We start from the raw sequence: 24,025 nt of genomic DNA, 5'->3' as shown, positions 1-24,025 counted from the left end.
AATGACTGCTCGGCCGGGAGCGGTCCCAATTCCGTACCGGGTGGTGGAACGTGAGGCCGAGACGCCCGACACCGCCACGATCGTCCTGGAACCGGTCCGCTCGGTTCTGCAGCCCTTCGCTCCTGGGCAGTTCGCGATGGTGTACGCCTTCGGCGTCGGCGACATCCCGTTGTCGGTCTCCGGGATCGACGGGAGCCGGCTGACGCACACCGTTCGCACGGTCGGAGCGGTCTCCGGCGCGCTGCACGGGCTGCGGCGTGGTGACACGGTCGGAGTGCGCGGCCCGTTCGGCACCGACTGGGCACTCCCCGCCGCAGCCGGGAACGACCTGCTCGTCGTGGCTGGAGGTATCGGTCTGGCGCCGCTGCGCCCGCTCGTACGCGACGCGCTTGCCGCACCCGAGCGTTACGGACGGCTGAACGTTCTCATCGGAGCGCGCACGCCCCACGAGCTGCTCTACGGCGAGGACGTTCGCGGCTGGCAGTCGGCTGCCCGGGTGTTGACCACCGTGGACCGCGCGGACCCGCTGTGGCAGGGCGAGGTCGGCGTCGTCACGACCCTGCTCGACCGGGTCGCCTTCGGCCCCGGGGCGTCGGCGGCGTTCATCTGCGGCCCCGAACCGATGATCCGGGCCACCGCCGGCGAGCTGGTGCACCGCGGCGTCGATCCGGAGCTGATCCGGGTCTCGCTGGAACGCAATGTGCACTGTGCCACTGGCCACTGCGGGCACTGCCAGCTCGGCCCCCTCCTGCTCTGCCGCGACGGTCCCGTCGTCAGCTGGACCAAGGCCCAATCCCTTCTCACGGTCAGGGAGTTGTGACATGACCGCGAGCGGTCGCCCGAAACTCGCCGTCTGGAAGTTCGCTTCCTGCGACGGATGCCAGCTCACTCTGTTGGACTGCGAGGACGAGCTCCTCGGCATCGCCGAGCGGGTGGAGATCTCACACTTCCTGGAGGCTTCCAGCGCCGACGCGCCGGGCCCGTACGACCTGTCGCTGGTCGAGGGATCGGTCACCACCCGGCAGGACGCCGACCGGATCCAGCACATCCGGGCTGTCTCCAAGCGGTTGGTGACCATCGGGGCGTGCGCGACCGCAGGTGGGGTCCAGGCGCTGCGCAACTACGCGGACGTCGCCGACTTCCAGGCTGCCGTCTACGCCAGACCGGACTACATCGAGACACTCGCCACCTCCACACCCATCAGCGCCCATGTCCCGGTGGACTTCGAGCTGCGCGGCTGCCCCATCGACCGAGGCCAACTGGTGGAAGTCATCACCGCCTACCTGGCCGACCGCAAACCCGACGTACCCGCGCACAGCGTCTGCTTCGAGTGCAAGCAGCGCGGCACGGTCTGCGTGACGGTGGCCCACGGCACGCCCTGCCTGGGTCCGGTCACCCATGCCGGATGCGGTGCGATCTGCCCCGCGTACGGGCGCGGCTGTTACGGCTGCTTCGGCCCGTCCAACTCGACCAACTTCCCCTCGTTCATTCCCCTCCTGCGCCGCGATGGCATGGACACTCTCGACGTGGTGCGGGTGCTGCGCACCTTCAATACCGCCGCTCCTGAGTTCGATGCGGCCTCCCGGAAGGAACTGGAGGGGTGACCCACCGCGGCTCAAGGCTGTTGAAAGTCGGATCGCTCGCCCGCGTCGAGGGCGAGGGCGCACTGTATCTACGCATGGACGGCGGTGAGGTTGCAGAGGTCCGGCTGGCGATCTACGAACCGCCACGCTTCTTCGAGGCGTTCCTGCGCGGACGCTCCTACACCGAGCCGCCCGACATCACCTCCCGGGTGTGCGGGATCTGCCCGGTCGCCTACCAGATGAGCGCCTGCCGAGCGATCGAGGACGCCTGCGGCGTCGTCGTGAACGGGCAGTTGGCGGCGCTGCGCCGGCTGCTCTACTGCGGTGAATGGATCGAGAGCCAGACGCTGCACATCTACCTACTCCACGCGCCCGACTTCTTCGGCTGTGACAGCGCCATCGACCTCGCACGCGCCCGGCGCGCCGACATTGAACGCGGCCTTCGGCTCAAGCAGGCCGGCAACGCGATCATCGAACTGCTGGGCGGCCGGGCGATCCACCCGATCAATGTCCGCCTCGGTGGCTTCCACCGCATCCCGACCACGACCGAACTGCGCCCGCTGGCCGAACGGTTGCGCCGGGCCCGGGACGACGCGGCCCAAACCGTGCGTTGGGTGTCCGGTTTCGAGTTCCCCGACGCCGGATGCGACAACGACCTGTTCGCCCTGTCCGAGCCCGGAACCTACGCCATCGAGTCCGGCACCCCGACCGTCATGGCCGCGCCGCACACCGCCGGCCTTCCCCCCGAGTCCGACCGTGCGCTGCCCACCCGTACCTTCGGGGTCCACGATTTCGGCGCCCACGTCACCGAGAGCCAGGTACCCCACTCCACCGCCCTCCACTCCCTGCTGGACGACCGCCGCCATCTCACCGGGTCACTCGCCCGCTACGCCATCAGCGGCCGCTGGCTCTCCTCGATCGCCCTCCAGGCCGCCCACGACGCCGGCCTCGGCGACCCCCGGCAGGGCACTGTCTGCCGAAACCCCTTCCGCAGCATCATCGTCCGAGCGGTTGAGGTGCTCTACGCGGTCGACGAGGCACTGCGGATCATCGACGCCTACGAACCCCCGCCGCGCCCCTATGTCGACGTGCCCTCACGAGCCGGTACCGGGCACGGGGCGACGGAGGCACCGCGCGGTCTCCTGTACCACCGCTACACCCTCGACTCCGAAGGGACCGTCACCTACGCCGACCTTGTCCCGCCGACCGTACAGAACCTGGGTGCGATCGAGGAGGACCTCCGCCGAATCGTGCAGGAACGCCTGGGAGACGGCGACCCCACCGACACGGAGCTGACCACCCTGTGCGAACGGACGGTCCGCAATCACGACCCGTGCATCTCATGCTCCGCCCACTTCCTCGACCTCACCGTCGAGCGAACCTGAAAGCCGAACGAGGCGGTGTGCGAATAGGCGCGCCGGCTCACCGGTCCAGTGTTGGCCACCGCGGCAACGTAGCTCGTTGCGGCCGTACCGCAACGCCCCTGCACCTCGGTGGATGTCAGCGTGCGCGAACTGCGCAGACCGCAGGGGAGTGTGGCACGGCACGCATCGGGGCCACGTACAGGTGCATCCGGAGCGCGTCGGACATCGGGCGGAAGCGCCACGGCCGACTGTTGTGCAGTGGCGGTGCCACAACTCCGGCCGAGCCCTGCAGAAGCGGCTCTTCCAGGGGCAGGGACCGCTCGGCTGTGGCGGATCTCTCCCTGCCCACCAGCCGGGCGGCTGCTCTCGACGCCCGTTCAGCCGGGCACGGCAAGGTCACCCGACGCGGAGTCGGTGCTTCCGGCGCGGAGCAGCTGGTTGCCGAGGTCGATCAATGCCCGGCCGGCGGCGAACTCGTCGCCGATCTCGGGAACGGGTGTGTCGTGAGGGTTGCGCTGGGCGGAGGCGCGACTCCGAAGGGTGGTGTCACCGGTGTCGAGGACGGCGTGAACCTTGGTGAGGTCACCTTCCTCGAAGAGGTCCAGACGCACGCTCCACTGCTTGCTGTGTGGCTTCTCGGTGCTGGTGTGATGGGTCATGGCCAAGGCTTCCTTCCGTTATATGGTCCAGGCTGCCGGGGACGCGGCCGCCGTCGGCACGCCGGGTATCCACGACGGCAGAAGCGCACGACCGACCCCCGGATTCGGCGTGACAACGGTCCTCCTCGAATTGCTCCGGCCTCCATACTGCGCCGTGTGAGCCGTCCCGGACGTGGGCCTACTGGCCCACAGGGAGTGCCGGACGGGGGACCGTGGCCGCAGCCCCAACGAGCACGCCGCCGACCAGTACGAGCGCCGCTTCGAACTCGTCGGCCTCGACCCCTTCCGCTACGACCACGGGCTTTGCCGACCACGTACCCCAGGACATCACCCCGGGCTTCCCGGGCGGCGGTGTGCACCACGGCTACGACGGCATGCTGGACGACTTCGCTGTGAGGTCAGGGCTGGATCGTGGTCGTGGAATGCCCGCCGGGCGTCGCGGCACCCCTCTGTCGGTCACTGATCAGCCGGGCTGATGCGCCGCCCTGTGAGGCGCGTGGGCCGGATCGACACCCACGTCTCGCGTTCGCCCCCTGCCCAAGGCGTGGTATGGGCGCGATCGGCAAGCTGCCGCAGTGCGTCGGGCTCCGTAACGATCCGCGCAGGGCCTACGGCAAGCACGCTCCAGCCCTGGCTCATGGCCTCGTCCACGTGGTCGACCTCGAATGCGACATCTGTTCCCCCGGCCATCGCAGGCACTGAGTCAGGCGCGGTCCGGAAGGCAATAGTGTCATCGATGACCTCGTAGTTCACCGGAAGGACTGCCGGGCCATCGGGTGTCGACACCGCGATGCGTCCTACGCCGTGCGTGGAGAGCCGGGCGCGGCATTCGTCGGGGCCGAGGTCCTGCAGCCGGGGGTGCAGGAGCGCCTGGCCCTGGCCGGGTGGCAGATCGATGCCGCCTCCGCGCAGGGCTGCGACGGTGGTGCCGAGTGCGTCGGCCAGGCTGATGAGACTCGCCGGACTCGGGTCAGCCGGTTGTTGTTCGAGGTATGCCAGGTAGTCCGGCGCCATTCTGGCGCGGCGGGCTGTTTCTGCGCGGCTGAGCCCCTGTCGCTCGCGTTCCATGGCCACGCGCCGGCCGATGTCGCCGGGGTCGGGTGCCCCATCGGGCCGAACCCTGGCGGACTCGGCACCGGCCTCAGTCATGCCCGGCCGGGCCGGCCGGCGAGATCTGGCGGGCCTCTGCTCAAGGTGACGGATATGGGCGTCGGGCCCGGGGAACACGAGCGTCACCTGGTCGGTATCCGACCAGTGCACGTCGTAGGGAGGGGTTCCGTCCTCATGGTGCAGTCCGACAATCTCGCCGTCGCGCCTGCTGGCGCCGGTTGCCGGGCTTTCGACAACAAGTTGATCGCCGAGGTGAGCTCGCATGATCGCCGCCGTTTCCTCATCATGTTGCTGTACCCAACGTGCCACGAGTGGCGTGTCACCGCACGGGACGAGAAACCGTGATTCGGCAGGGCCGAACGGGCCGGTATCGGGCCTACTGGTCCACCGACGAGCCTGGCCGACTCGCTCTGGCGACTCGCGGGCGACAGGTCCTGACCCGCTCGACACATGACCATTACTGGCCGTGACACCTCGAAGGAGAAGCCGCATGCACCACCGATCGGTCGCAGAGCTCATGACTCGAGACGTCGTCCGGGCACGGCGTGACCTGCCGTTCAAAGAGATTGTCAAGCTGTTGGCGGAGAACGATGTCACAGCGGTACCCGTTGTGGATGAACTGGATCGTCCCCTGGGTGTTGTGTCCGAGGCCGACCTGCTGCGCAAGTCTTCCGACCAGGCCGATCCGTCCGGCCGGACACCGATTCCGCATCTGGAGGCGTGGGAACGGGCCAAGGCGGAGGGGGCCAGGGCCGAGGAACTGATGTCGGCTCCCGCGGTGTGTGCGCGTCCGGAGTGGACCGTGGTCGAGGCGGCCCGCCTCATGGAAGTGCAGAACGTCAAACGGCTGCCCGTCGTGGACGAGACGGACAAGTTGCTGGGTATTGTCAGCCGTCGTGACCTGCTGCGGGTCTTCCTGCGTCGTGACGACGCCATCTATGAGGAAATCAACCGGGATGTACTGCAGCGGACGATGGGTCTGGCCCCCTCGGAGGTGACGGTCGAAGTACGCCAGGGGCAGGTCGTCCTCGGCGGATCCGTCGAGTTCAAGAGCCTGATCCCCATCATCGAACGGTTGTGCCGGAGCGTTGACGGTGTGGTCTCCGTCGCTGAGCGTGTCGCCTACCGGACCGACGACATCCGGACTTCCCGCACCGACAGGTGAGACATTCGGGCCCCGTGACCCGCCTCACCGCGCACCGCGACGGCAGGGCCGTCTGTGCCGGCCCGCGGCAAGGCTGACGGAGCACGGGGCAGGCCCGCGAGGAGGACTGGCTCGTCGTGCCGGGTTGCCTTGCCGGCAGCCCGTTCCACCCTTTCAGGGAGCGCCCCGCAACCCGTCGATGCCCCATCACCAGGGGAATGACCACCGCTCTGCCTCCTTGCGCGGACTTTGTGCCGCTACGAGTCCTGCCACATCAGGGTCCGCATGCGACACCAGGAGATTTGCGGTACTTCTCGAATGAGGAGAAGCCGTGCTCGGCGCGTCGGCGCGGATGTTGACACCATCGATTGCCTTTCCCCCTCGTCCGTCCGGGCCCAGACAAGCGCACAAGGATGGCAGAAGGCCGGACAGGCGGACTTGTTCACCGTTATTCCACCCTGGGACTTACGAGACTTACGAGACGGAGGCAGTCGCCATGGAGCCAGTCGTCACCGTGGGCCTCGACGGCTCACCCGAGAGCCTTGCCGCTGCCCGTTGGGCCGCCGACGAAGCCGAGCGGCGCAAGCTCACGCTGCGTCTGCTGCACGCATGGCCTCTGCTGGTTCCGGAACCGACCCGCGTTCCTGCGGAGATGGATCAGAACTACTGGGCGAGGCGGATCGTGCACAAGGCGCGGGCGGAGCTCCAGGCCCGCCACCCGGGCCTTTCCATTGTCGGCAACCTGGTGGCCGACGACGCCCAGCACGCTCTGCTACGAGCGGCGCCGGAGTCCGAGATGATCGTGCTCGGTTCGCGCGGGCTGGTGTCCGTCGAGAGCTATTTTCTCGGAGACATCAGCATGCCCGTCGTCGCACGGGCCGACGGGCCGGTGGTCCTGGTACGCGCCGAAACGAGCGAACAAGGGCCGCAACCCGCTCCAGTTGTGGAAGGCGGCGTGGTGGTGGCACTGAAACTGCACGGCCCCTGCGACGACCTGCTCGAATTCGCCTTCGGCACCGCCGCAGCGCGAGGCGTGCCTCTTCGAGCCGTCCATGGCCAAAGCCTGCCGCTGGTCGCTTACGCGCCCTGGGGCGTGGATCACGACGTGACGGAAGAGATCACTCGGGACGCGCAGAAGCATCTCGACCAGATCCTCCGCCCCTGGCGTGACAAGTTCCCGCTCGTGGAGGTGGGCGACAGCATCGCTCTCGAAAGCCCCGCCAAGGCTGTCGTACGGGCCGCCCGTGGCGCCGGGCTGCTGGTGGTCGGCCGACGCAAGCACCGCCCCGCCCTGGCACCACACCTGGGCCCCGTGGCCCAGGCCGCCATTCATCACGCGCGCTGCCCTGTCGCCGTCGTCCCTCACGACTGAGGTGAGCACCACGGCAGCCGATCATGTCGGTACATCAGGCCGGCGAGCCCGTACGCGAGACCCACACCTCGATCGAGTTGTCCGTCGACGACCGCGCCAACAGGCATCCGCCCAGGGCATCAATGCCCGGGAGAACTGTCTCGCCCGGGTGCTCGACCTCGTCGACGACTGCGCAAGCCGGCACCTCGACGAGTTCCTGCCGCCGCTGGCCCCGGAGGCTGCCCTGGTGACGGTCGGTTACGGAGACGCCGCGCGGGAGACGGCGCGCGACAGGACGAGCACGTTCGAGTACCACTACGGCAGTGCCGTCGCCACCAGCGGGAGCGACTACGTGACCATGGAGAACTACGTCCGCCGCGACGCGAACGAGGGCAACAGCACCGGCTCCGACGGCGACCCGCTCTTCTTCAAGACGTACGGCGCCGATTCCGGCTCGGGCGGGACCCGGCACAGTACGCAGGTCGCGACCAATGGATTGATCGGCGCGATCCTGTCCATCATCCGGGAAGGCTGAGCGGACGGGAGCGGCGCAGCCCGGTCCACTCCCGTCCCGGGCGGCGCCCGGCCTCAGGTGCGCTTGAAGAACTCGACCTCCCCGACTGCGATGGGCCGTCCCTCGCCCTGGCCGGACGCGGCCCGCAGCACGAGCCGGACGGAGACGACATCGCTGATGCCGGTCCGCACCGCCTGCGGGCCCGGCTTGTCGGTGAATGTCACCGCCTTCTCGCGGACCTCGCCGTCCGCCGTGGTGACGATCAGATCGGCACGGGTGGGCCTGGCCCCCTGCCGGAACTCCTGGGGCTCCTTCGACACACCGGTGTGCACCACGACACCGACCAGCCGGAACGGCTTGTCGAAGGCGCATGTCAGTGAGGAGCCGAGCTCGGGTGCCCCCCAGTACTTGTTGGTCAGTCCGTCGACAGCCGCGGTCGCCGGATGGCCGGGAGCCTGGGCGCTCGCGGTGACCTCGGCCGGGCTGATCTCCGCCGTTCCGCCGAGCTTGTCCCGCACGTCCTCGAAGAGATAGCGCCCGGCCGGCAGGAACAGGAAGCCCGCAAACAGCAGTCCCACGACCACCAGCACCAGCAGGGTCCGTCGTAGCGCCCGGCCCGATCCGCCCCGCACCCGGCGGCGGAACGGCCACACCGTGCGCCACCACGGCAGCGGCGCCGGCTGTTCCCGGGTGTGCAAGGGTGCGGCGCAGCGCCGGCAGAACTGGCGTCCCGGCAGGTTCGGGGTGCCGCAGGCCGGGCACGGTGGCCCGTCCGGCTTCTCGTCCGCTGCCACGGGCCTCACTACGGGCCGCCGGGCGATGGGCTTGGCCGGCTGCACCGCGACCACGGGCGCGTCCGGTGCCGGTGGTTCCGGCCGTACGGGGGCGGGCTGCGCCGGTCGCGGGGGCGGCTTCGGGGCCGGTGCGGGCTCCGCCGGGGGCGGCTCGGCAGGTTCCGGTGTGCGGGACCGCGTCGGTTCCACCGGTGGCTCGGGGAGCGGGGAGGGCGGGGCCCCGGCCTCAGGACCCGTGGTCTCCGGCGCGGTACCGGCTGCGGGGCTGACCGGTTCTGAGGGGCCGACAGGTTCCGTGGCGCCGGGGGGATTCCGCGACGCCCGGGAGGACCAGCCCAGATAGGAACCGCAGTTCCCGCAGAAGTCGTCGTCCTCGCCGTTGGCAGTACCGCACGCCGGACACGAGCGCATCGCGTCAGCCTCCTGTCTCGTCTGGTGGGCCCGGCAGGATCTCCACCCGGCATGTGAGGTGTACGGGGCACGAGGCGGCGACGACGTCCAGGACGCGGCTCGCGTCCACCGGCCCCCCGCTCACCGCCCAGACCCGCACCAGCAGTTCTCCGGTCGGAGCCGGAGGCAGCTCCGCGCCCGGCTCGGACGACCACGCGACGCCGCCGCCGTCCTGGATGTCGGCATGCACGCCGAAGCAGAGCCGGAGGTGTTCGATCAGGCCGCGGCGGGTGCCGCGCCACCGATGCAGCTCGACGGCGCGGGCGACGACGGCCCGCCGCAGCTCTTCGGGCCATGCCGGATCGATGTCGGCGCCCACCCAGGTCGACAGCCAGGGCAGGAAGTCGGCCGGGGCCAGCGACGGGTCGAAGTAGGCCGGGAGGTTGTCCAGGGTGGACAGGACGGGCGCGAGGACGGTGTCGAGGCCCGCCGTGAACCGCTGCGCCAGGTCGTCGTCCGCGTACAGAGCGGGCAGCAGCTCGCCGATCGGATAGCGGCTGGCGAGTCCGGGTACCGCAGCCCTGGTCATGAGCCGTCACCGGCCCCGCTCGCGGTGACCACGACCTGATGCTGGTGCGAGAAGATCAGGGCGCCCGGGGCGATGTCGATCCGCTCGACCGCAGCTCCGCGCCGGCCGGTGATCGGGTCCGCGGGGAACAGGCGAACCTCCTCCACCAGGCCCACCCCCCGCACGCCCTGCAGTACGGCAAAGACCTCGCCGTACTGCACCGGTCTGCCGAACGGCCACCCGGTCCCCTCCGCCCCGCCCCGCAGTGGGTCGATGTGGCGGAACAGTGCCGTGAGCGCCTCCGCGCGGACCCGGTCCACGTCACCACCGGCCGCCACCAGGCTGGCGACCACGGTGACGCCCTGGTACGCGGGCGGTTCCACCATCAGTCGGGTGCCGACCAGCCGCCGTTCGTCGAGCCGCGCCGCGACCGCCGAGAGCACGGAGTCCGACGGGATCAGCTGCTCGAACCGCAGCTGCCCACCCTCGTCGGCGACCGCGTCGGGCACCACCAGGACCCGTACCGCACCGCCCTCGCCCGCAACGGCGGGCAGGCATCGGACTCTGCGCAGGGAAGGCGAGGCCTCGCGGGCGATGACCTCGTAGTCCTCGGCCGTGACCGCCCGCTCCTGCACCCGAAGGACGTTGGGTGCCCGGACCTTCGCGTTCTCCACGGTCTCGCCGTCGACCCCGCCCCGGGCCGCCTCGCGGTTCTCCACGCCCGCCACGTACGGCACCGAGCTGCGCAGCACGCAGATGGCGCCCCGGGCGACGTTCCCGGCCGCCCCGCCGCCCGTCAGGTAGCGGGGGACCCGCAACTGTGCGCCCTTCTCGGGCACCGCACCGTAGGCGCGCATCGTCCCGTCCGGCTCGCGTACCTCCGGCGGGAACGCGAACTCGCCGGAGACGGCGTCGATCCGGACATGCCGGTCGTCCGGGGAGGAAGCGCCGAAGTGCTCCACGGCGGTCCAGATCTGCCAGCCCTCAGGGGAGGAAACCTGGACGACCGGCGGCTCCCCGTCCAGAAGCAGCGGCGCCCTGCTCACGGAGAATCTCTGCCCGGCGACGCCTTCGGAGATGCCGAGCGGGACGTCGAGGACGGTCTCCGCGTGTTCGACGCCCGTGGTGCCGCCGACGGTGAACACCTCGGCCTCCCGGATCGTCGGCGACTCGGAGTAGAACGGCTGGCCGGGTTCCGGCGCGGTGACCCGGCAGCGCAGCCATCCTGCAAGGGTTCCCGCGGTCACCGACGCCGTGTGCCCGGCGGGGACGAACACGATCACCTCGCCGGGCCTGTTCAGCCCGCCGGTGCTGTCGGTGCCGGTCTGGCACATGACCCAGCGGGCACCGTCCCACGCCTCCCACACCAGCGGCGGCTGCCGCGGGTCGACGCCCACGCCCTCCACGCGGCTGTCCAGACGTACGGCGACGATGCACCGTGGGACGGCGGTGGGCAGCCCGAACAGCAGGGCGTCACCGGGCTGCGGCTGGGGCTGGAAGCACGGGATGTCCTTGCCCGCGCCGAGCGGTGCGGTGCGGTCGGTCTGTTCGCCCGACACCGGCGCGGTGACCAGCCGGACCAGCGAACTCGGCACGATCGGAAGGTCGTCGGAGGTCGAGAACACCACTGCCTCCTCGGCATCGCCGCGTGAGGTGGCGACCTCCGTACCCGCCGGGAGCCGCACGGTCTCCGGCTGCGGCGCGGACAGCCAGAAGTCGACCTCCGCCCGTGCCACCGACGGCGGGAACAACGTGACGCCCAGCAGATCGAGGAAGGCCGAGTAGTTCTTGTCCGGCACCCGGTTCAGCCGGTACAGCAGTTGGTCGACCATGTACGCGAACGTCTCGATGAGCGTGACCCCGGGGTCCGACACATTGTGGTCGGTCCACTCGGGGGAGCGCTGCTGTACGTACCGCTTGGCCTCGTCGACGAGCTGCTGGAAGCGCCGGTCGTCCAGGTTGGGTGAGGGCAGGGCCATCAGCGCACTCCCGCTTCTTCGGAACCCTCGGAGGACGGGATGGTGTAGAAGGGGAAGACGAGGTTGCGCAGGTCGTTCGTGGCCCGCACGGTGTAGTGCACGTCGATGTACAAGGTGCCCTCCTCGATGGCGTCGAACGCGATCACCACGTCGGTCACTTCGATGCGCGGCTCCCACCGCTCCAGCGACGTGCGGACCTCGTGCGCGATGCGCCCGGCGGTGGCGCCGTCACCGGGTGCGAAGACGTAGTCGTGGATGCCGCAGCCGAACTCCGGGCGCATCGGCCGCTCGCCCGGCGCCGTGCCGAGCACCAGCCCGATCGCCTCCTCGATCTCCCGGTCCCGCTCGACCATGCCGATGCCGCCCGTGGCGCCGACCCGCAGCGGGAAGCCCCAGCCGCGTCCGATGAACCCACCGCCGCTCACATCGGGCCCCCGATCAGTACGTTCAGCGCACCGCTGATGATGGGCGCGCCGCAGGTGGTGTTGTCCCGCATCCGGGCGGCGGGCAGCCCGCCGATCAGGACCTGACCGGTGACCGCGGCAGCCGGGTTGGGCATGATCACATTCCCCGGCCCGAGCGCGGCGTGCGGGGGGACGACGCACACGTGCAGGCTCCCGGTGACGGCCGCGGGCCGACCGCCGATCAGCACGGTGGCGACGGCCACCGCACCCGGGGGCGAGGTGCCGATGAGGCCGCCGTGGGCGGTGCTGTCGCCCGTGCGGGCTGCGGGGGGCATGGTCGCTGTTCTCCTTGCTGTGAATGGGGACATCTGCTGCTGTCGGACGGCATGGGGGCGTCAGTTGATGCGGATGAGCTTGGCCTTGAGGACGGCGAGGAGTCCGCCGTCCACGGTGACCCCCGTCTTGCCGTTGACGGTCACCGAGCGTCCCTTCACATTCACGTCACCCGTACCGGCGTCGAGCGTGATACCGGATGCGGAGACGGTCACGGAGCTCAGCGCCCGGGTGCCGCCGGGGGCGAACACCGTCAGCGCGATCTCGCCCCGCTGCTCGTCCAGCGTGACTTCGAGCCGCTTGTTGCCGGTGGCCAGCCGGACACCGGACGGTCCGCGTGGGGTGTCCAGCAGTTCGAGCCGGTTCCCGGAACGGGAGACCAGCGAACGGCGGTTGACCTTGCCGCTGGTCGGGTCGACCAGCGGAACGTCGTGGGGCGACGGCTTGTCGACCCCGTTGTAGAGGCCGCCCAGGACATAGGGGCTGTCCAGCAGCCCCTGCTCGAACCCGACCAGCACCTCGTCGTTGACCTCAGGACTGAACACCCCGCCGCCGCCCTGGCCGCCCCACTGCACCGTACGGACCCAGTCGGTCACATAGGTGTCGTCGAGCCAGGGGAACTTCAGCCGGACCCAGCCCCGTTGGGCCTTGCCCTCACGGATGTCGGTGACCACGCCGATCGCGAGCCCCGGGATGCGCGGGCCGCGCGAGGGTGCGTTCGAGCCACTGGTCAGTCCCGCCAGCGAGCGGTCGGGTGCCGCGCTCACCACCACGGTCGTGCGGTATCCGCCGTTCGGTTCGAGGACGTGGTGCGCGGCGGTCGCCGTGTAGCGCCCGGCGAACGCGGGCCCGACGTTGCCGAGGGTGACCGGCTCGCCTGCCCGCAGCCGGGGATTGCCCTCGGCGACCGCCTCGATCTCGCCGAACCCGGAGCTCACCGAAGCGGCCACCGAACCGGCCACGGCCCTGGTCTCGGCCTGGGTCCGGTACGGGGTGTCGGTCACCGTCATCCGGGCCTTCGGGCCGAATGCCCCGGCCGCCGACGACGGGCTCATCCCGGGAGACACCGTGTTGCTTCGGATGGACTGCTCGCGGGCCACCAGCCGTGTCTTGGTGTCGACGTTCCAGCCGCGCACCTCCACGCTGTCCGCCCCGTCGGCAGCGGTCAGTACGGCCCGCAGGGCCAGCAGGTTGCGCCCGTACTCCAGGACCATCGGGTGCCGGGTGGCGGAAGTGGCGGGCGAGGGTGCCGACGCGGCGGGCTTCGGCTTCACGAACTGCAACAGGCCCTTGTCGTCCACCCGCACGTGCGCGCCGCTCTCGCCCGCGAGGTACTGGAGGAATTCCCAGTCCGAGACATTGGGCTGGGTCAGCTGCTTGTACGTGATGGGCGCGGCCTCGATCCTTCCGCAGGCCAGCCCGGCGCCCGCGGCGACCTTGCGGACGATGTCCGCGGTCCTCATGTTGCGGTAGGCCACCACCTTCCGTCCGCGCTGGAGCCGGTGAGCCTTGGAGAAGGCCCGCACGACCGTGAACGAACCGGTGGTGTCGCTGTCCAGTTCGACCGCCGTGACCTCACCGGTGAACAGCCGCTCGCGCACCCGCTCCTGCACGGTGACCACGGATATCTTCAGCGGGGTGCCGATGGTGAGACCGGTGGCGGTGAGCAGCTTGTGATCGGGGTCCCGGTACGTCAGCACGGCGGTGTCCGGCAGGCCGACGTTCTCGTCGACCACGCAGCTCACCAGCTGGGCCGCCCAGGCCGGTGGCAGTTCACCAGGGGCCTCGACGATCGGATCCGCGGCGAAGGAGCGGCCGGGGGCGGTCACCGGCCGCCCTCCGGAGCGTGATCTTCCAGTCCGGGCACGACCAGCTCCCGGCCGGGGAGCAACTGCATCGGGTCGTCGATGTCGTTGGCATCCGCGATCGTGCGCCACGCGGTGGCATCGCCGTACTCCCGCCAGGCGAGCAACGGCAGGCTGTCACCGGCGACGACCCGATGGGTACGACGCGCCTCCCGCGAGCCCGACGTGGGGTTCTGGCCGGCCGGATCGACGCTCGCCTCCTCGATCGACAGGGAGCAGGTGGCACGCAGCGGCTTCCCGTCGACGTCGAACAGCGTGTACGAGACGGAGAGGTTGGACAGCACGCCGTCGAACGAGGTCGTCTTCGACGTGCCCCAGTCGAAGCGGACCCAGGGGCTGGCGGGCGTCTTGCGGGCCAGGCTGCTCGGGGTGGGCACACACGCCATCATCAGCTGCTCCACCGCCTTCTCCACCGAGTTGTCATGGGTGGCCGTGGCGTCCAGGAAGACCTCCAGGGACAACGCCCGGGGCCCGCTGCCCACGAATTCGGGCAGCGCGGACTGCCCGGCCATCCGGGACGGAGTGCGCCGCCACTCGGTGCTCTTGCTCAGCGACAGCTTCGCGGGGTTGAACTGCAACGTGAGCCGGGCGAGGCTCCCGCCCGGTTTGGCACCGACGGTCGACGGCGGTTCCATGATGGTCAGCTGGGCGCGAGCACGGCTCGTACGGACAGCGGGTGACATTGCGTTCCTCCTTCCCGATCATTTCTTCTACTCGGTACCTGCTAAGGAAATTGACGGACCATCAGGATGGCTCCAGCCCCTCGTGCGCGATCTCCAGCGTCTCGATCGCCGCCTGGGAGCTGGCGGGGTCGAAGGACGGTCCCTGCCAGCGCACCGGCACGATGCCTTGCACCTGCCAGCTGATGATGCGGCTGAGGTCCGGACGGAGCGCGACGATCTCGCCGTCCTTGGGCTCGACCCGCTGGATCGTCTCGTTCAGCCACCGCGCGATCTTGAGCGTGTCGGCGGTGACCGGGCGGGTCAGCGTGATGTTGGTCCAAGTGATCCGACCCGGCAGTTGCCAGGTGAATCCGTTGTTGCCGCCCTCGGCGTAACTCTCCATCTCCACCTCGGCACCCAGACCTGAGCAGGTGTGGAAGGCTCCCAGGTCACTACCTCCGATCACGAGTTTGAAGAACACGCTCGTCGCGAAGATGTTGTCCGTCATGTGCTTCTCTTTTTCTCTGCTGTTTCCCAAGTGCCGTGCCGTACCAGGCGGGGCCGCCGTCAGCGGCGGCCGTCGTACAACCGTCCGGCACGCTCCCGCCCTCTGCGCATGTCCGCGCGGATCAGCCGGCTCACCGGATCGAGCAGACGACGGGCCAGTTCCTCGATGTCCGCCCCGGTGATCCGGCTCGTGGCCGGGGCGTCCACGATGGCCGGGCCGGCTGATCCGGTCCCTCCCGACGGCTCGGCGGGCTTCACCGGGGCCGCCCTCACCGGAACACCGGTGATTCCGGCGTCGGTCGCCGCGCGCTGAAGCGCCTGAGCCGTGGTCCCGGAGCTGCCGGCTCCGGCGGCCGGTGTGGGTGCGCGTTGCGGAACCCGTACCGAAAGGCTCGGTGGTCCGGTGAGCGGAGCACCGTCTCCGGCCGCCGGTCCGGTGGCGGTGGGACCGGCGGAGTCGGCCACCACCGGCATCACCATCCGCTGTACGGGTGCGGCGGCTGCTCCTGGCCGGTCCGGTGCGGGCGGATGCGGGCGCACGACCGGAACCGGCTGAGCGGCGGACGGCACGGAGGCCACGGACGGGGCTGCGGACGGGGTGGTTGGTGCGGGTCGTGGCGCCGTGGACGGCGGTCCGGGGCGGTGGGCGGAGCGTGACTGTGCGGGCTCCTGCTCCGGAGGGCGGGCGTCGGGCCGGGACGGCGGCGTTGTCGCACCGCCGCGTACCGAGCGCTGCACGAGCCGCAGGAGGGAGCCGCCGACCGCCGGTCCGCGACCCGTCCGGTCAGCCCCGGCCCCCGGAACGCGACCGGGATCACCGGCGGGCGTCAGGCCCGAGGGCGTCCCGCTACGAGCGGTGCCGGGCGACGGGTTCCCGGGCACGGATCGCTGGATGGTGCCGCCGGGCGTCGGTCCCGGGCCCGTCGCACGGGTACGGGGCGGCGACGCGGGCTCGGCGGGGCGGGTGCGCGTGTGCGGAGCTGTCTGCCGGGGTGCCGCACCCGATGGCGTCCGATGCTCCCCTGTCCGCGAACTCCCGCGCCCCGGCTGCGGCACATCGGACCCCGGCTGCTGTACATCACGACGCCAGGTGGCTGCCACGACCGGCCGGTCGGTGCTGCCTGCCGTCGGCGGCGGCGCCGAAAAGCCCTCACCGGAGCCGGTGCTCACCTTCAGAGCCCTGCCGGCGAGCAGGGTCCGCGACCGCGGGACGGCGGGCGACGGCCCCCCCGTGCCGGCGGCAAGCCCGGATGCCCGTCCCTCCTCCCGCTCAGGGGCGATCCTTCGGACACGTACGGGCGTAGTGGGAGCAGAAGGGGAAGGGACGGTGACGGGCGTGCTCGCAGGTGTACGCGTGGTGTCCACCACGCGTTGGACAACCGCAGGTTCCGGTGAGGACGCAGCGGGCGGAGCAGGCACGGGGGACGAGCGCACCGGCATCTCGGAAGGCGCGTTCGGGGGCATCGACGTCGGCATCGGTGTTGGCTCGGCTGCTGCGGAGGGCGGGGGCGCCGCAGGATCCCCCGCCGACGTCGTGCCCTGCCGCGGGCCCGTGGTTCCCGGCTGTGCCCGACGGTGGTCACCGAGCAGCGGAGCGTCGTTCTGGAGCCTGGCTGTCGACGGAAGCGAGGGGAGGGGGGTGCCGATCCCGCCACGGGCACGAGCTTGTGAGCCGGACCCCTGGGCCTGTGGCGACTGCAGGGACCGAGGGGGGCCCGAAGGCTTCGACGGCTCGTGCACGCTGGGGTGTTGCGTCCGCTCCGGCCCGGATACCGATGACTGTTCCGGAGCCGGAGCCGGAGCCGGAGCCGGAGCCGGTGCATGAGCAGCAGCCGGTGCCGGTGCCGGTGCTGACTGTATCGGCAGGGGAAGCCGGGGCGTCCGGGACTGCTTGGGGGTCCGAGCCTCCGGGGAAGGCTGCTGACGCACCGACGGCTTCGGCGCCTCGTGCGAAGGCGTGGTCGCCGCAGGGGTTGCCGCGTTCGGTGCCTGCCGTTGAAGCACGGGCATGTCCGCTGTCTGGTGCCCTGCCGGGCCGGAGGGTACGACCCCGCCCTGCTCTGCCGGGCCGGAGGATACGGCCCCGGTGGGCAGTTGCTGCAGGGGCTTGCCGAGGGCGGGGCGCACCGTCGCGGCGGCGGGACGGTCCGCGGTGCTGCCCGGTGGCGGTGCGGCGCTCGGAGGGGCAGCGATAACCGCCCGGTCGGAGTGGCCCGGCCGGGCGGGCGCGGTCGGTTGTTGCGTCACGCCCTGCTGCGCGCCGGTGTTGGCGGCGGAAGCGGCCGGTGCGGAGGCTGTGGCCGGCGGGATCCCGGTGATGCGCCGCAGGACCATCGCCGGACGCCGGGCAACGATCAGGGGCGGGGCGGTCCGCCGCGGACGTACGGCGGCGGGCCGGGCCCGCCGCGGCGAAGCCGGTGCCGGTCCGGTGTTCGCGGGATGTTGCGGCGCCGGCGCGGCGGCCGGGCCCGAAGCCGGTCCCGGAGCCGCGACTGACGCCGTGCCCTTCGCCGGGGCCGCGCCGGCCGTGGCTTCTTGGGGGGTTGCGCCGCCCCCGCGAGCCTGCCGCGCCGGTGCCCCGCGCCCGGAAGAGCCCGGGGGCGTCGTGCCGCTCGACCGCTGGACGGTTGCAGGGACCGGCTTCCCGCCGGTCGCGTTGCCCACCGTGAGAGGTGTCAGGTCCGCCGCAGGCTCCGCCTCCCCGTCCGCACCGGTCCGGGCGGCACGCAGGAGCAGCGGTCCGTTGGGAGACGCGGAACGCGCGCGGCCCGGACGGGCGACGCCATGGATGAGGCCCACCGGTGCGGACGGCAGTACGGCATGGCCGAGTTCGCCCCCGAACGCGAGGTTCTGCCACGAGGCGAGGCCGGACCTGAAACGCAGTCCGTCGCTCACCCCGATCGAGGACCGGGCGACGGTCACCGTCGGCGGCGCGACCTGCCGCCAGCCGCCGTCCCAGCCGGTGTCCTGCTGATCGGTCCGGCTGTCGCTCCGGTCGGCTTCCGGTACCGGACCGCGCCCGGTACCGGCTCCGGCCCCGCGCCGGGAGGGCGTGTCAGGCTGCTGCTGGTCCCCTCGGCGGAACCAGTCCCTGAATCCCATACGATCACCCGCCTTCGTTGACGCGGGTGTTGATCCGCGCTATCTCCCTCACCCACTGCTGACGCTCGCCGTGGGTGAGGTCGAGAATGTCCTCGCGCTGCCAATGGAAGTGGTAGGCGACGTACGCGATCTCCTCCCGCAGTCGGGGAAGCGCGTACGTCACGATTCCCCCAGGCGCCCACCCGAGAGGTCCACCTCGAACGATCCGTGGCACAGCGGACAGGTCACCGCTGCGTGCGTGTGGCCCTCGCTGTTGATCCGGCGGTAGAAGTCCTGGAGGAACGCCACATCAGTGGCGTACATCCGCTCGACGACCCCGGCGTGCACATCGGTGATGGTGCCGAGCTGGGTGATCACCTGGCTCAGCAGCACCACGCTCAGGTACGCCGGGTTCTCCTTCACCCGCAGATCGATCTGCGGGCGCAGCTCGTCGCGTGCCGTTGCGAGCCGCATCGAACCGCGCCGGTGCACCTGGCCCTCGTCGTCGACATAACCGCGCGGGAGCTCGAAATCGAACTCCGTACGCAGCTCCTCCCGGTCCCGGGCCGGAGACGACGCGGGAGCCTCCTCGCGTGCGGGGGTCGGGGCGGGCGCGAGGCCGTCGAGGAGTTCGTCGAGCCCGCCCGACGTAACGGTCCTGCGCCTCATTCGACCACGATCTCCTCGAAGGTGATGGTCACCGTCTCGGTGGCGGCACTGGACTCGCCGGCCTTCAGCGAGGGGCCTTCCCACTTGCTGGCCCACCCCTGCATCAGCTGGATGCGCCGGACCGTCTCACCCTTCGAGTCCTTGATCTCGATGGTCAGGTTCTGGCGAGCGGTGTCGACAGCTCCGTTGTTGAGTGTCTCCTTGATCCAGTTGGTGAACTCGCTGCTCTTGTCGAGTCCGCGGGTGATCGTCACCTCGCCCGCCTGGCGTGCGCCGGGCTGCTTGCGGATGATCTGCTTGCCCTCGGCGGTCACTTGACGGACCTCGACGACTTCCTCCTCGACGGTCATGCCGCTGATCTCTTGGATCGACTCGACGAGATAGCCGCCGAGCTGCACGCCGAAGACGTGGGTGGAAAGAGCGTCGCCCTCTGCCATGACTTTGTGTCACCTGTTCCGTTTGCGGACCCTGCTGGGTCACTCGTTGACGAGGCTGGTGCTGTCGGAGAACTGCGCGAGGCGGAAGACGACGAACTCCGCGGGCTTCACCGGCGCCACGCCGATCTCGCACACGACCTGGCCGAGGTCGATCGACTCCTGCGGATTGTTGTCGCGGTCGCACTTGACGTAGAACGCCTCTTCGGCCGTGCGGCCGAAGAGAGCGCCCCGGCGCCACTCCTCGGTGAGGAAGGCGGTGACGTTGCGCCGGATGCTCGACCACAGGCGGTCGTCGTTCGGCTCGAACACCACCCACTGGGTGCCCAGGAGGATCGACTCCTCCAGGTAGTTGAAGAGGCGGCGTACGTTGAGGTAACGCCAGGCCGGGTCGGACGAGAGCGTGCGCGCGCCCCAGATCCGGATGCCGCGCCCGGGGAAACTGCGCACGCAGTTGACACCGATCGGGTTGAGCAGGTCCTGCTCTCCCTTGCTCAGGCGGATCTCCAGGTCCACAGCACCGCGGATGACCTCGTTGGCGGGGGCCTTGTGTACACCGCGCTCACCGTCGCTTCGCGCCCAGACGCCGGCGACGTGTCCGCTCGGCGGCACCAGGGAGTTGTGGCCGGTCGCCGGGTCGAAGACCTTGAGCCACGGGTAGTACACGGTCGCGTAGCGCGAGTCGAATCCGGCGTCGTCGTTGCGCCAGGTGCGGACGCGCTGGGCGTTCATGCCCGGTGGAGTGTCCAGGACGGCGACCCGGTCGCCCATCTGCTCGCAGTGCGAAATCACTGCCAGCTGCACTGTCTTGACGCCCTCGGCGTCGATGTCCCCGCGCTGGTAGGCGCTCATCAGATCCGGAACAGCGACCATCGTGATCTCGTCGATCGCTTCGAGGCCCGCGAACCCCGTGCGGGCCGCGGCGTCGCCGACGTACTCGGCCGGGTCGAGCCGCGCCACGCCGGCCCCGGGGGCGGCAGCGGCAGGCGCGAGGGGAACGCTCTGCTTCTCGGGACGGCTCTGGTCCGCGCCGGGCTGCTCGATGACCTCGATGAGCTTGGACTGGCGGGCCTGGGTGACCAGATAGCCCTTGACGTTCTTGCGGGTGGAGACGTCGTAGGTCTCCACCACCTTGCCGGCCTGCCGCACCAGCAGCCGGAACCGGTCCTCCGGAGGGTTCTCGCCCTCGGCGTCGGCGACCTCCACGGAGAGGTCTCCACTCGTACCGGGTCGTGCGGAGACCAGGAACCCCCCGATGGCGACGGGCGGGGCCGCTTCGGGCGCAGATCCCTGCGCAGATCCCTGCGCGGGTCCGCCGATGCGCACGATGTAGGCCGCGCCGCCGCCGTTGGCGAAGTAGCCGTAGACCGCGGGCGTCAGGTACGTATCGGCGATGAAGGTGCCGAAGGTCTGGACGTATTGGTCCCAGTTCGTCACCAGCGTCGGCTGGTGGAAGGGGCCGGTCTCCGCGAAGCCCACGAAGGCTGCGACCGCGGTGCCGACTCCTTCGATGGGTCGCGCTCCGGACTGCACCTCCTCCACGTATACACCGGGGGTGAGGTACGACGGCATGCTCGCTCCTTCGGGTGGTTATTCGTTCGCCGCTCAGTCTGGTCCGCCGACCGTGGCGGACAGTAGGCCTCAAAGTCCTGGACACGGGGCAAGGACGCTGCCTTTCCAGTCACCTGCACGACGGGAAATGCTGCCCCTTGCGGACCGGTCGCGACAGTCGTCGGATTCCTTGGCTCGACGTATTCCCCGATTCGGTCGCGTGAAGGCCGGCTGGACTCCGGGGCAGGGAAGTGAGTCCGGTGGTGGGGGATTCGCCGGAAATGCGAATGCCTGGCTTCGGTGAATGCCGGCGTGCGGGCTCTCCCCGTCCCCCGGGATTCCCGGAACTGCTCGCCGGTGTCCGCAGCGGTCGGGGAATCGGTGTCGGGGTCGACGAAAATCAGCCAGAATTCACCGTGGACGGTTGGGCATCCGGCCGGGACCTGACGGTCGGAATGGGCTCTTGATCGCCCTGCCCGGCCCCTTGGCCTTCCGCCTCGAGGGCGACAGGAGTGGCTCTGAGCAGGCCAGTTCGTATCCCAGGGTCTGTGACCGGATCATCCTCACCCGCTGTCGGCGGCGCGAGGAGCCTTAAGGTCCAGATCTTTGATGCGCGCAGGGGAAGGAAACTGTCAACGACCGGCAAGCCGGGTTTCCCCCGGTCGGGATTTCTGCTGTTCTCATTCCCCACACGGGAAGCGGGAGGGCTGTCTTTGTTGTTCCTACGGTGCGAGATCGCTCAGTATGCCGCTGACGTTGAGTACCTGGTGGCATTCGGAAGCCTGAGTTCCGGTCGCCGGAGTACCGGGTTTGGCACAGGTCACGGAAGCGGTGACAGTGGCGTTCTCCGGAATCTGGATGGGGGTGACCCAGTGATAGTCCTGGTTGCGAAAGGTCTCCAGGGCGATGGTGGTGATCTTCCGTTCCCCGAAGGAGATGGTCAGTACTCCTTCGTCGCCCTGGAAGTTCGCCACCACGATGTCCGTGATGCCGAATACCTTCCCCTCCGGAACCCGGTACGTCCCCTCCTTCTTGGCCCCGGCCCCGGTCTGCACATCGATCGTCGCCGAGCTCTGCTGGGTGCCCCCGGCGCCGGCGCTCGCTCCCGTGCTGGAACCTCCCGTACCGGAACTTCCGGGCGCGGCCGACGCTCCCGGACCGGCCCCCTGACCTTCGCTCTGCCCCTGACCGCCGGCCGGATTGCCCGTGCCGCCCGGCGGCGTTGTAGCACCCTGCTGCTGGTCGCGGGCCGTCTCTTTCTCCGCGGCCTCGGTCGCCGCCTGTTTCGCGGTGCTCCGCACCGCGGGCCGTACCAGCGTGAACCACGCGATCAGCAGCGCGAGCAGCGCGGCCAGGACGATCAGCAGCCACTTGGGCAGCACGGGCAGTTGAGCGAACTCACCAGGCAGCGCCTCGGACCGGTCGGGCTGCTCGCTGTTGGCGTCCCGCTCGGTACTTTCGGCGGCCTCGACCTCGAACGGCCAGGCGACCGGCTCGCCGAACCAGATCAGTTTCCGGGCCCGGACCCGCAGACGTACCTCGGCGGACTCGCCCGGTTCCAGGCGCCGTTGGCCCGGAGTGAGTACCAGGCGGAGTTCCTCCCCGGCCTGCTTGCCGGTGAGGGTGACGTCGACCGCGGTGTTCCCCTTGTTCTGTACCGACGTCCGGAACCGGGCGCCCAGCCAGCCGCGGCGTCGGCGCGGGTCCAGCTCTGCCTGGAGCTCGTGAAAGGGCTCGACGACCACCGTGGCCTCGGGGACCACCACCGACTCGGGGTGCTCCGTGGGCAGAACGCGGACACCCAGGGGTATCTCGCCGGCCCGGACCTCGTGGGACCGGGGCGGCGCGAGCCGTACGGTCACCACCTCGGAGGTGCCCGGGTAGAGGGACACGCGCGCCGGCTCGACGGTGCTCCACGCGGCGCAGTCGCCGACCACTTCGAGCGTGTAGGCCTCGACGATGTCGCCGTCGTTGCGAACGGTCAGGGTCGTCGTCGCTTCAGCGCCGGGCGATACCGTCACCGTGGGCATTTCGAGTTCGGCAGATGTGGTCACGGTGCGACATTAAGCCGCCCCTGCGGTTGTGCAGCAGAGACTCGAGGGCAACAAGCGGGCAGGGGTGGTGCCCCGACGGCACACCGGCACTGTGTCCCCGCGGCCCCTCCCCGGGCCCGGTCCCCGTGCCGGAGGCCGGTGCAGTCGAGAGCGGCAACAGACATATCGAGCGGAAGTACCTGAGGAAGACGGGCACGGAACGATGACAACGACGGACATGACGAACAGAGCAGCGGAACGCGGCCAGTACCGCAGGCCCGCAACATCGGAGCGCTCCGCCGAGGGCAGCGCCGAGGGCAGCGCCAAGGGGGCTCCCGGGAGCAGGGTCTCCGTAGCGGTGTACGCGGAGGACCTGATCCTGCAGACCGGTATGGTCCACCAGTTGCGCCTGCGGCCCGAGATGGAACTGATAGCGGAGTCCGAGGCCGACCGGGCCCAAGTCTCCTTAGTAGTGGTGGACATGGTGGACGAGCCCACCATCCAGCTTCTGCACCGTCTCCAGCGCAACACCGCGACCCGCACCGGACTCGTCGTCGGTTTCTTCGAATCGGGCGCGCTCCAGACCATGATCGAGTGCGGCGTCGCCGCCGTGCTGAGGCGCGGGGAGGCCGACCAGGACAGTCTCGTCCACCTGGTGACGGCGATGGCGAACGGTGAAGGCGTGCTGCCGGGCGACCTGCTCGGAAAGCTCCTCGACCATGTCAGCAGTCTCCAGCGCACGGTCCTCGACCCCCGGGGACTCTCGCTCTCCACCCTCACGACCCGGGAGGCGGAGATGATCAGGCTGGTGTCGGAGGGCTTCGACACCGCGGAGATCGCACAGAAGACCTCGTACTCCGAACGCACCGTCAAGAACGTGCTGCACGAGGTGGCGACACGGCTCGAACTGCGCAACCGGGCCCACGCCGTCGGCTACGCCATGAGACACGGTCTGATCTGAGTCCCGCCACGGGCTCCCGCGCGGACGACGTAAGGACGTCGGCGCGCGGGAGCCCGCCGGTGTTCATGG

23 protein-coding genes are annotated in these 24,025 nt (G+C 70.2%); 7 read left to right on the top strand and 16 right to left on the bottom strand.

All coding sequences use genetic code 11. The annotated features are described in order from the left end of the window. Nucleotide 1: 1 nt before the first annotated feature. Genes NRF20_RS03575 through NRF20_RS03565 form a run of 3 tightly spaced genes read left to right on the top strand, consistent with a single transcriptional unit; the run spans nucleotide 2 to nucleotide 2,968 of the window. On the top strand, nucleotides 2-820 hold the full coding sequence (locus NRF20_RS03575; protein WP_398631972.1) for an FAD/NAD(P)-binding protein: 819 nt from the start codon (nucleotides 2-4) through the stop codon (nucleotides 818-820). A 1-nt stretch (nucleotide 821) separates the two neighbouring features. Further along, on the top strand, nucleotides 822-1,604 hold the full coding sequence (locus NRF20_RS03570) for an oxidoreductase (protein ID WP_413751977.1): 783 nt from the start codon (nucleotides 822-824) through the stop codon (nucleotides 1,602-1,604). Next, entirely contained in the window at nucleotides 1,601-2,968 is a 1,368-nt protein-coding gene (locus NRF20_RS03565) for a Ni/Fe hydrogenase subunit alpha (RefSeq protein WP_398631970.1), read from the top strand. The genes NRF20_RS03570 and NRF20_RS03565 overlap by 4 nt, the downstream gene beginning before the upstream one ends. 356 nt (nucleotides 2,969-3,324) lie before the next feature. On the opposite strand, the gene NRF20_RS03560 is transcribed toward NRF20_RS03565, so the two are convergent. Together NRF20_RS03560 and NRF20_RS03555 are read right to left on the bottom strand one after the other, a co-directional pair. Next, a complete protein-coding gene (locus NRF20_RS03560; RefSeq protein ID WP_398631969.1) occupies nucleotides 3,325-3,606 on the bottom strand; it encodes a DUF1876 domain-containing protein in 282 nt (93 codons plus the stop codon). A gap of 456 nt (nucleotides 3,607-4,062) precedes the next feature. Further along, entirely contained in the window at nucleotides 4,063-4,980 is a 918-nt protein-coding gene (locus NRF20_RS03555; RefSeq protein ID WP_398632065.1) for a pyridoxamine 5'-phosphate oxidase family protein, read from the bottom strand. Between the two features lie 226 nt (nucleotides 4,981-5,206). Between NRF20_RS03555 and NRF20_RS03550 the strand changes: the two genes are divergently transcribed. The 3 genes from NRF20_RS03550 (at nucleotide 5,207) to NRF20_RS03540 (ending at nucleotide 7,746) form a co-directional block, all read left to right on the top strand. Next, nucleotides 5,207-5,881, top strand: coding sequence for a CBS domain-containing protein (locus NRF20_RS03550; RefSeq protein WP_266354876.1), 675 nt, complete (start codon nucleotides 5,207-5,209; stop codon nucleotides 5,879-5,881). Nucleotides 5,882-6,356: 475 nt separating this feature from the next. Then, nucleotides 6,357-7,232: a universal stress protein gene (locus tag NRF20_RS03545; RefSeq protein WP_398631968.1), complete on the top strand. Its 876-nt coding sequence runs from the start codon at nucleotides 6,357-6,359 to the stop codon at nucleotides 7,230-7,232. Between the two features lie 148 nt (nucleotides 7,233-7,380). Continuing rightward, complete coding sequence (locus NRF20_RS03540) at nucleotides 7,381-7,746, top strand: hypothetical protein (RefSeq protein ID WP_398631967.1); 366 nt, start codon at nucleotides 7,381-7,383, stop codon at nucleotides 7,744-7,746. A gap of 53 nt (nucleotides 7,747-7,799) precedes the next feature. Here the strand turns inward: NRF20_RS03540 and NRF20_RS03535 are convergent, their stop codons facing one another. From NRF20_RS03535 to NRF20_RS03470, 14 genes are all read right to left on the bottom strand, one after another. Next, entirely contained in the window at nucleotides 7,800-8,519 is a 720-nt protein-coding gene (locus tag NRF20_RS03535) for an NADase-type glycan-binding domain-containing protein (RefSeq protein WP_398631966.1), read from the bottom strand. 415 nt (nucleotides 8,520-8,934) lie between these two features. Continuing rightward, on the bottom strand, nucleotides 8,935-9,498 hold the full coding sequence (locus NRF20_RS03530; RefSeq protein WP_398631965.1) for a phage tail protein I: 564 nt from the start codon (nucleotides 9,496-9,498) through the stop codon (nucleotides 8,935-8,937). Then, the gene (locus NRF20_RS03525) at nucleotides 9,495-11,456 is read right to left on the bottom strand and encodes a putative baseplate assembly protein (protein WP_398631964.1); all 1,962 of its coding nucleotides are present in this window, start codon (nucleotides 11,454-11,456) and stop codon (nucleotides 9,495-9,497) included. Before NRF20_RS03525 ends, NRF20_RS03530 begins: the two co-directional genes overlap by 4 nt. Then, a complete protein-coding gene (locus NRF20_RS03520; RefSeq protein ID WP_266354866.1) occupies nucleotides 11,456-11,881 on the bottom strand; it encodes a GPW/gp25 family protein in 426 nt (141 codons plus the stop codon). The genes NRF20_RS03525 and NRF20_RS03520 overlap by 1 nt, the downstream gene beginning before the upstream one ends. After that, nucleotides 11,878-12,195, bottom strand: coding sequence for a PAAR domain-containing protein (locus NRF20_RS03515; RefSeq protein WP_413751976.1), 318 nt, complete (start codon nucleotides 12,193-12,195; stop codon nucleotides 11,878-11,880). Before NRF20_RS03515 ends, NRF20_RS03520 begins: the two co-directional genes overlap by 4 nt. A gap of 60 nt (nucleotides 12,196-12,255) precedes the next feature. Next, nucleotides 12,256-14,022: a VgrG-related protein gene (locus tag NRF20_RS03510; RefSeq protein ID WP_413751975.1), complete on the bottom strand. Its 1,767-nt coding sequence runs from the start codon at nucleotides 14,020-14,022 to the stop codon at nucleotides 12,256-12,258. Beyond that, nucleotides 14,019-14,741, bottom strand: a complete 723-nt coding sequence (locus tag NRF20_RS03505) for a LysM peptidoglycan-binding domain-containing protein (RefSeq protein ID WP_398631962.1) — start codon at nucleotides 14,739-14,741, stop codon at nucleotides 14,019-14,021. Before NRF20_RS03505 ends, NRF20_RS03510 begins: the two co-directional genes overlap by 4 nt. A 61-nt stretch (nucleotides 14,742-14,802) precedes the next feature. Beyond that, nucleotides 14,803-15,228, bottom strand: a complete 426-nt coding sequence (locus NRF20_RS03500; protein ID WP_266354863.1) for a phage tail protein — start codon at nucleotides 15,226-15,228, stop codon at nucleotides 14,803-14,805. A 59-nt stretch (nucleotides 15,229-15,287) separates the two neighbouring features. Next, on the bottom strand, nucleotides 15,288-15,797 hold the full coding sequence (locus NRF20_RS03495) for a hypothetical protein (protein ID WP_398631961.1): 510 nt from the start codon (nucleotides 15,795-15,797) through the stop codon (nucleotides 15,288-15,290). Nucleotides 15,798-18,333: 2,536 nt separating this feature from the next. Further along, on the bottom strand, nucleotides 18,334-18,492 hold the full coding sequence (locus NRF20_RS03490) for a DUF6760 family protein (RefSeq protein WP_003966147.1): 159 nt from the start codon (nucleotides 18,490-18,492) through the stop codon (nucleotides 18,334-18,336). Then, complete coding sequence (locus NRF20_RS03485; RefSeq protein WP_413751974.1) at nucleotides 18,489-18,977, bottom strand: hypothetical protein; 489 nt, start codon at nucleotides 18,975-18,977, stop codon at nucleotides 18,489-18,491. Before NRF20_RS03485 ends, NRF20_RS03490 begins: the two co-directional genes overlap by 4 nt. Continuing rightward, nucleotides 18,974-19,414 carry a phage tail protein gene (locus NRF20_RS03480; RefSeq protein WP_114242518.1) on the bottom strand — a complete coding sequence of 147 codons (441 nt, stop codon included), beginning with the start codon at nucleotides 19,412-19,414 and terminating at the stop codon, nucleotides 18,974-18,976. The genes NRF20_RS03485 and NRF20_RS03480 overlap by 4 nt, the downstream gene beginning before the upstream one ends. A gap of 39 nt (nucleotides 19,415-19,453) precedes the next feature. Further along, nucleotides 19,454-20,983: a phage tail sheath family protein gene (locus NRF20_RS03475; RefSeq protein WP_413751973.1), complete on the bottom strand. Its 1,530-nt coding sequence runs from the start codon at nucleotides 20,981-20,983 to the stop codon at nucleotides 19,454-19,456. 701 nt (nucleotides 20,984-21,684) lie between these two features. Beyond that, the gene (locus tag NRF20_RS03470) at nucleotides 21,685-22,992 is read right to left on the bottom strand and encodes a hydrolytic protein (protein ID WP_398632064.1); all 1,308 of its coding nucleotides are present in this window, start codon (nucleotides 22,990-22,992) and stop codon (nucleotides 21,685-21,687) included. 226 nt (nucleotides 22,993-23,218) lie between these two features. Between NRF20_RS03470 and NRF20_RS03465 the strand changes: the two genes are divergently transcribed. Then, nucleotides 23,219-23,956: a response regulator transcription factor gene (locus NRF20_RS03465; RefSeq protein WP_398631959.1), complete on the top strand. Its 738-nt coding sequence runs from the start codon at nucleotides 23,219-23,221 to the stop codon at nucleotides 23,954-23,956. The last annotated feature ends 69 nt before the right edge of the window (nucleotides 23,957-24,025 follow it).

Origin of the sequence: Streptomyces sp. R-74717, from assembly GCF_047305335.1 — a bacterium.
Classification (GTDB): Bacteria; Actinomycetota; Actinomycetes; order Streptomycetales; family Streptomycetaceae; genus Streptomyces; species Streptomyces atratus.
This window is presented reverse-complemented; position numbering and strand designations above follow the sequence as displayed.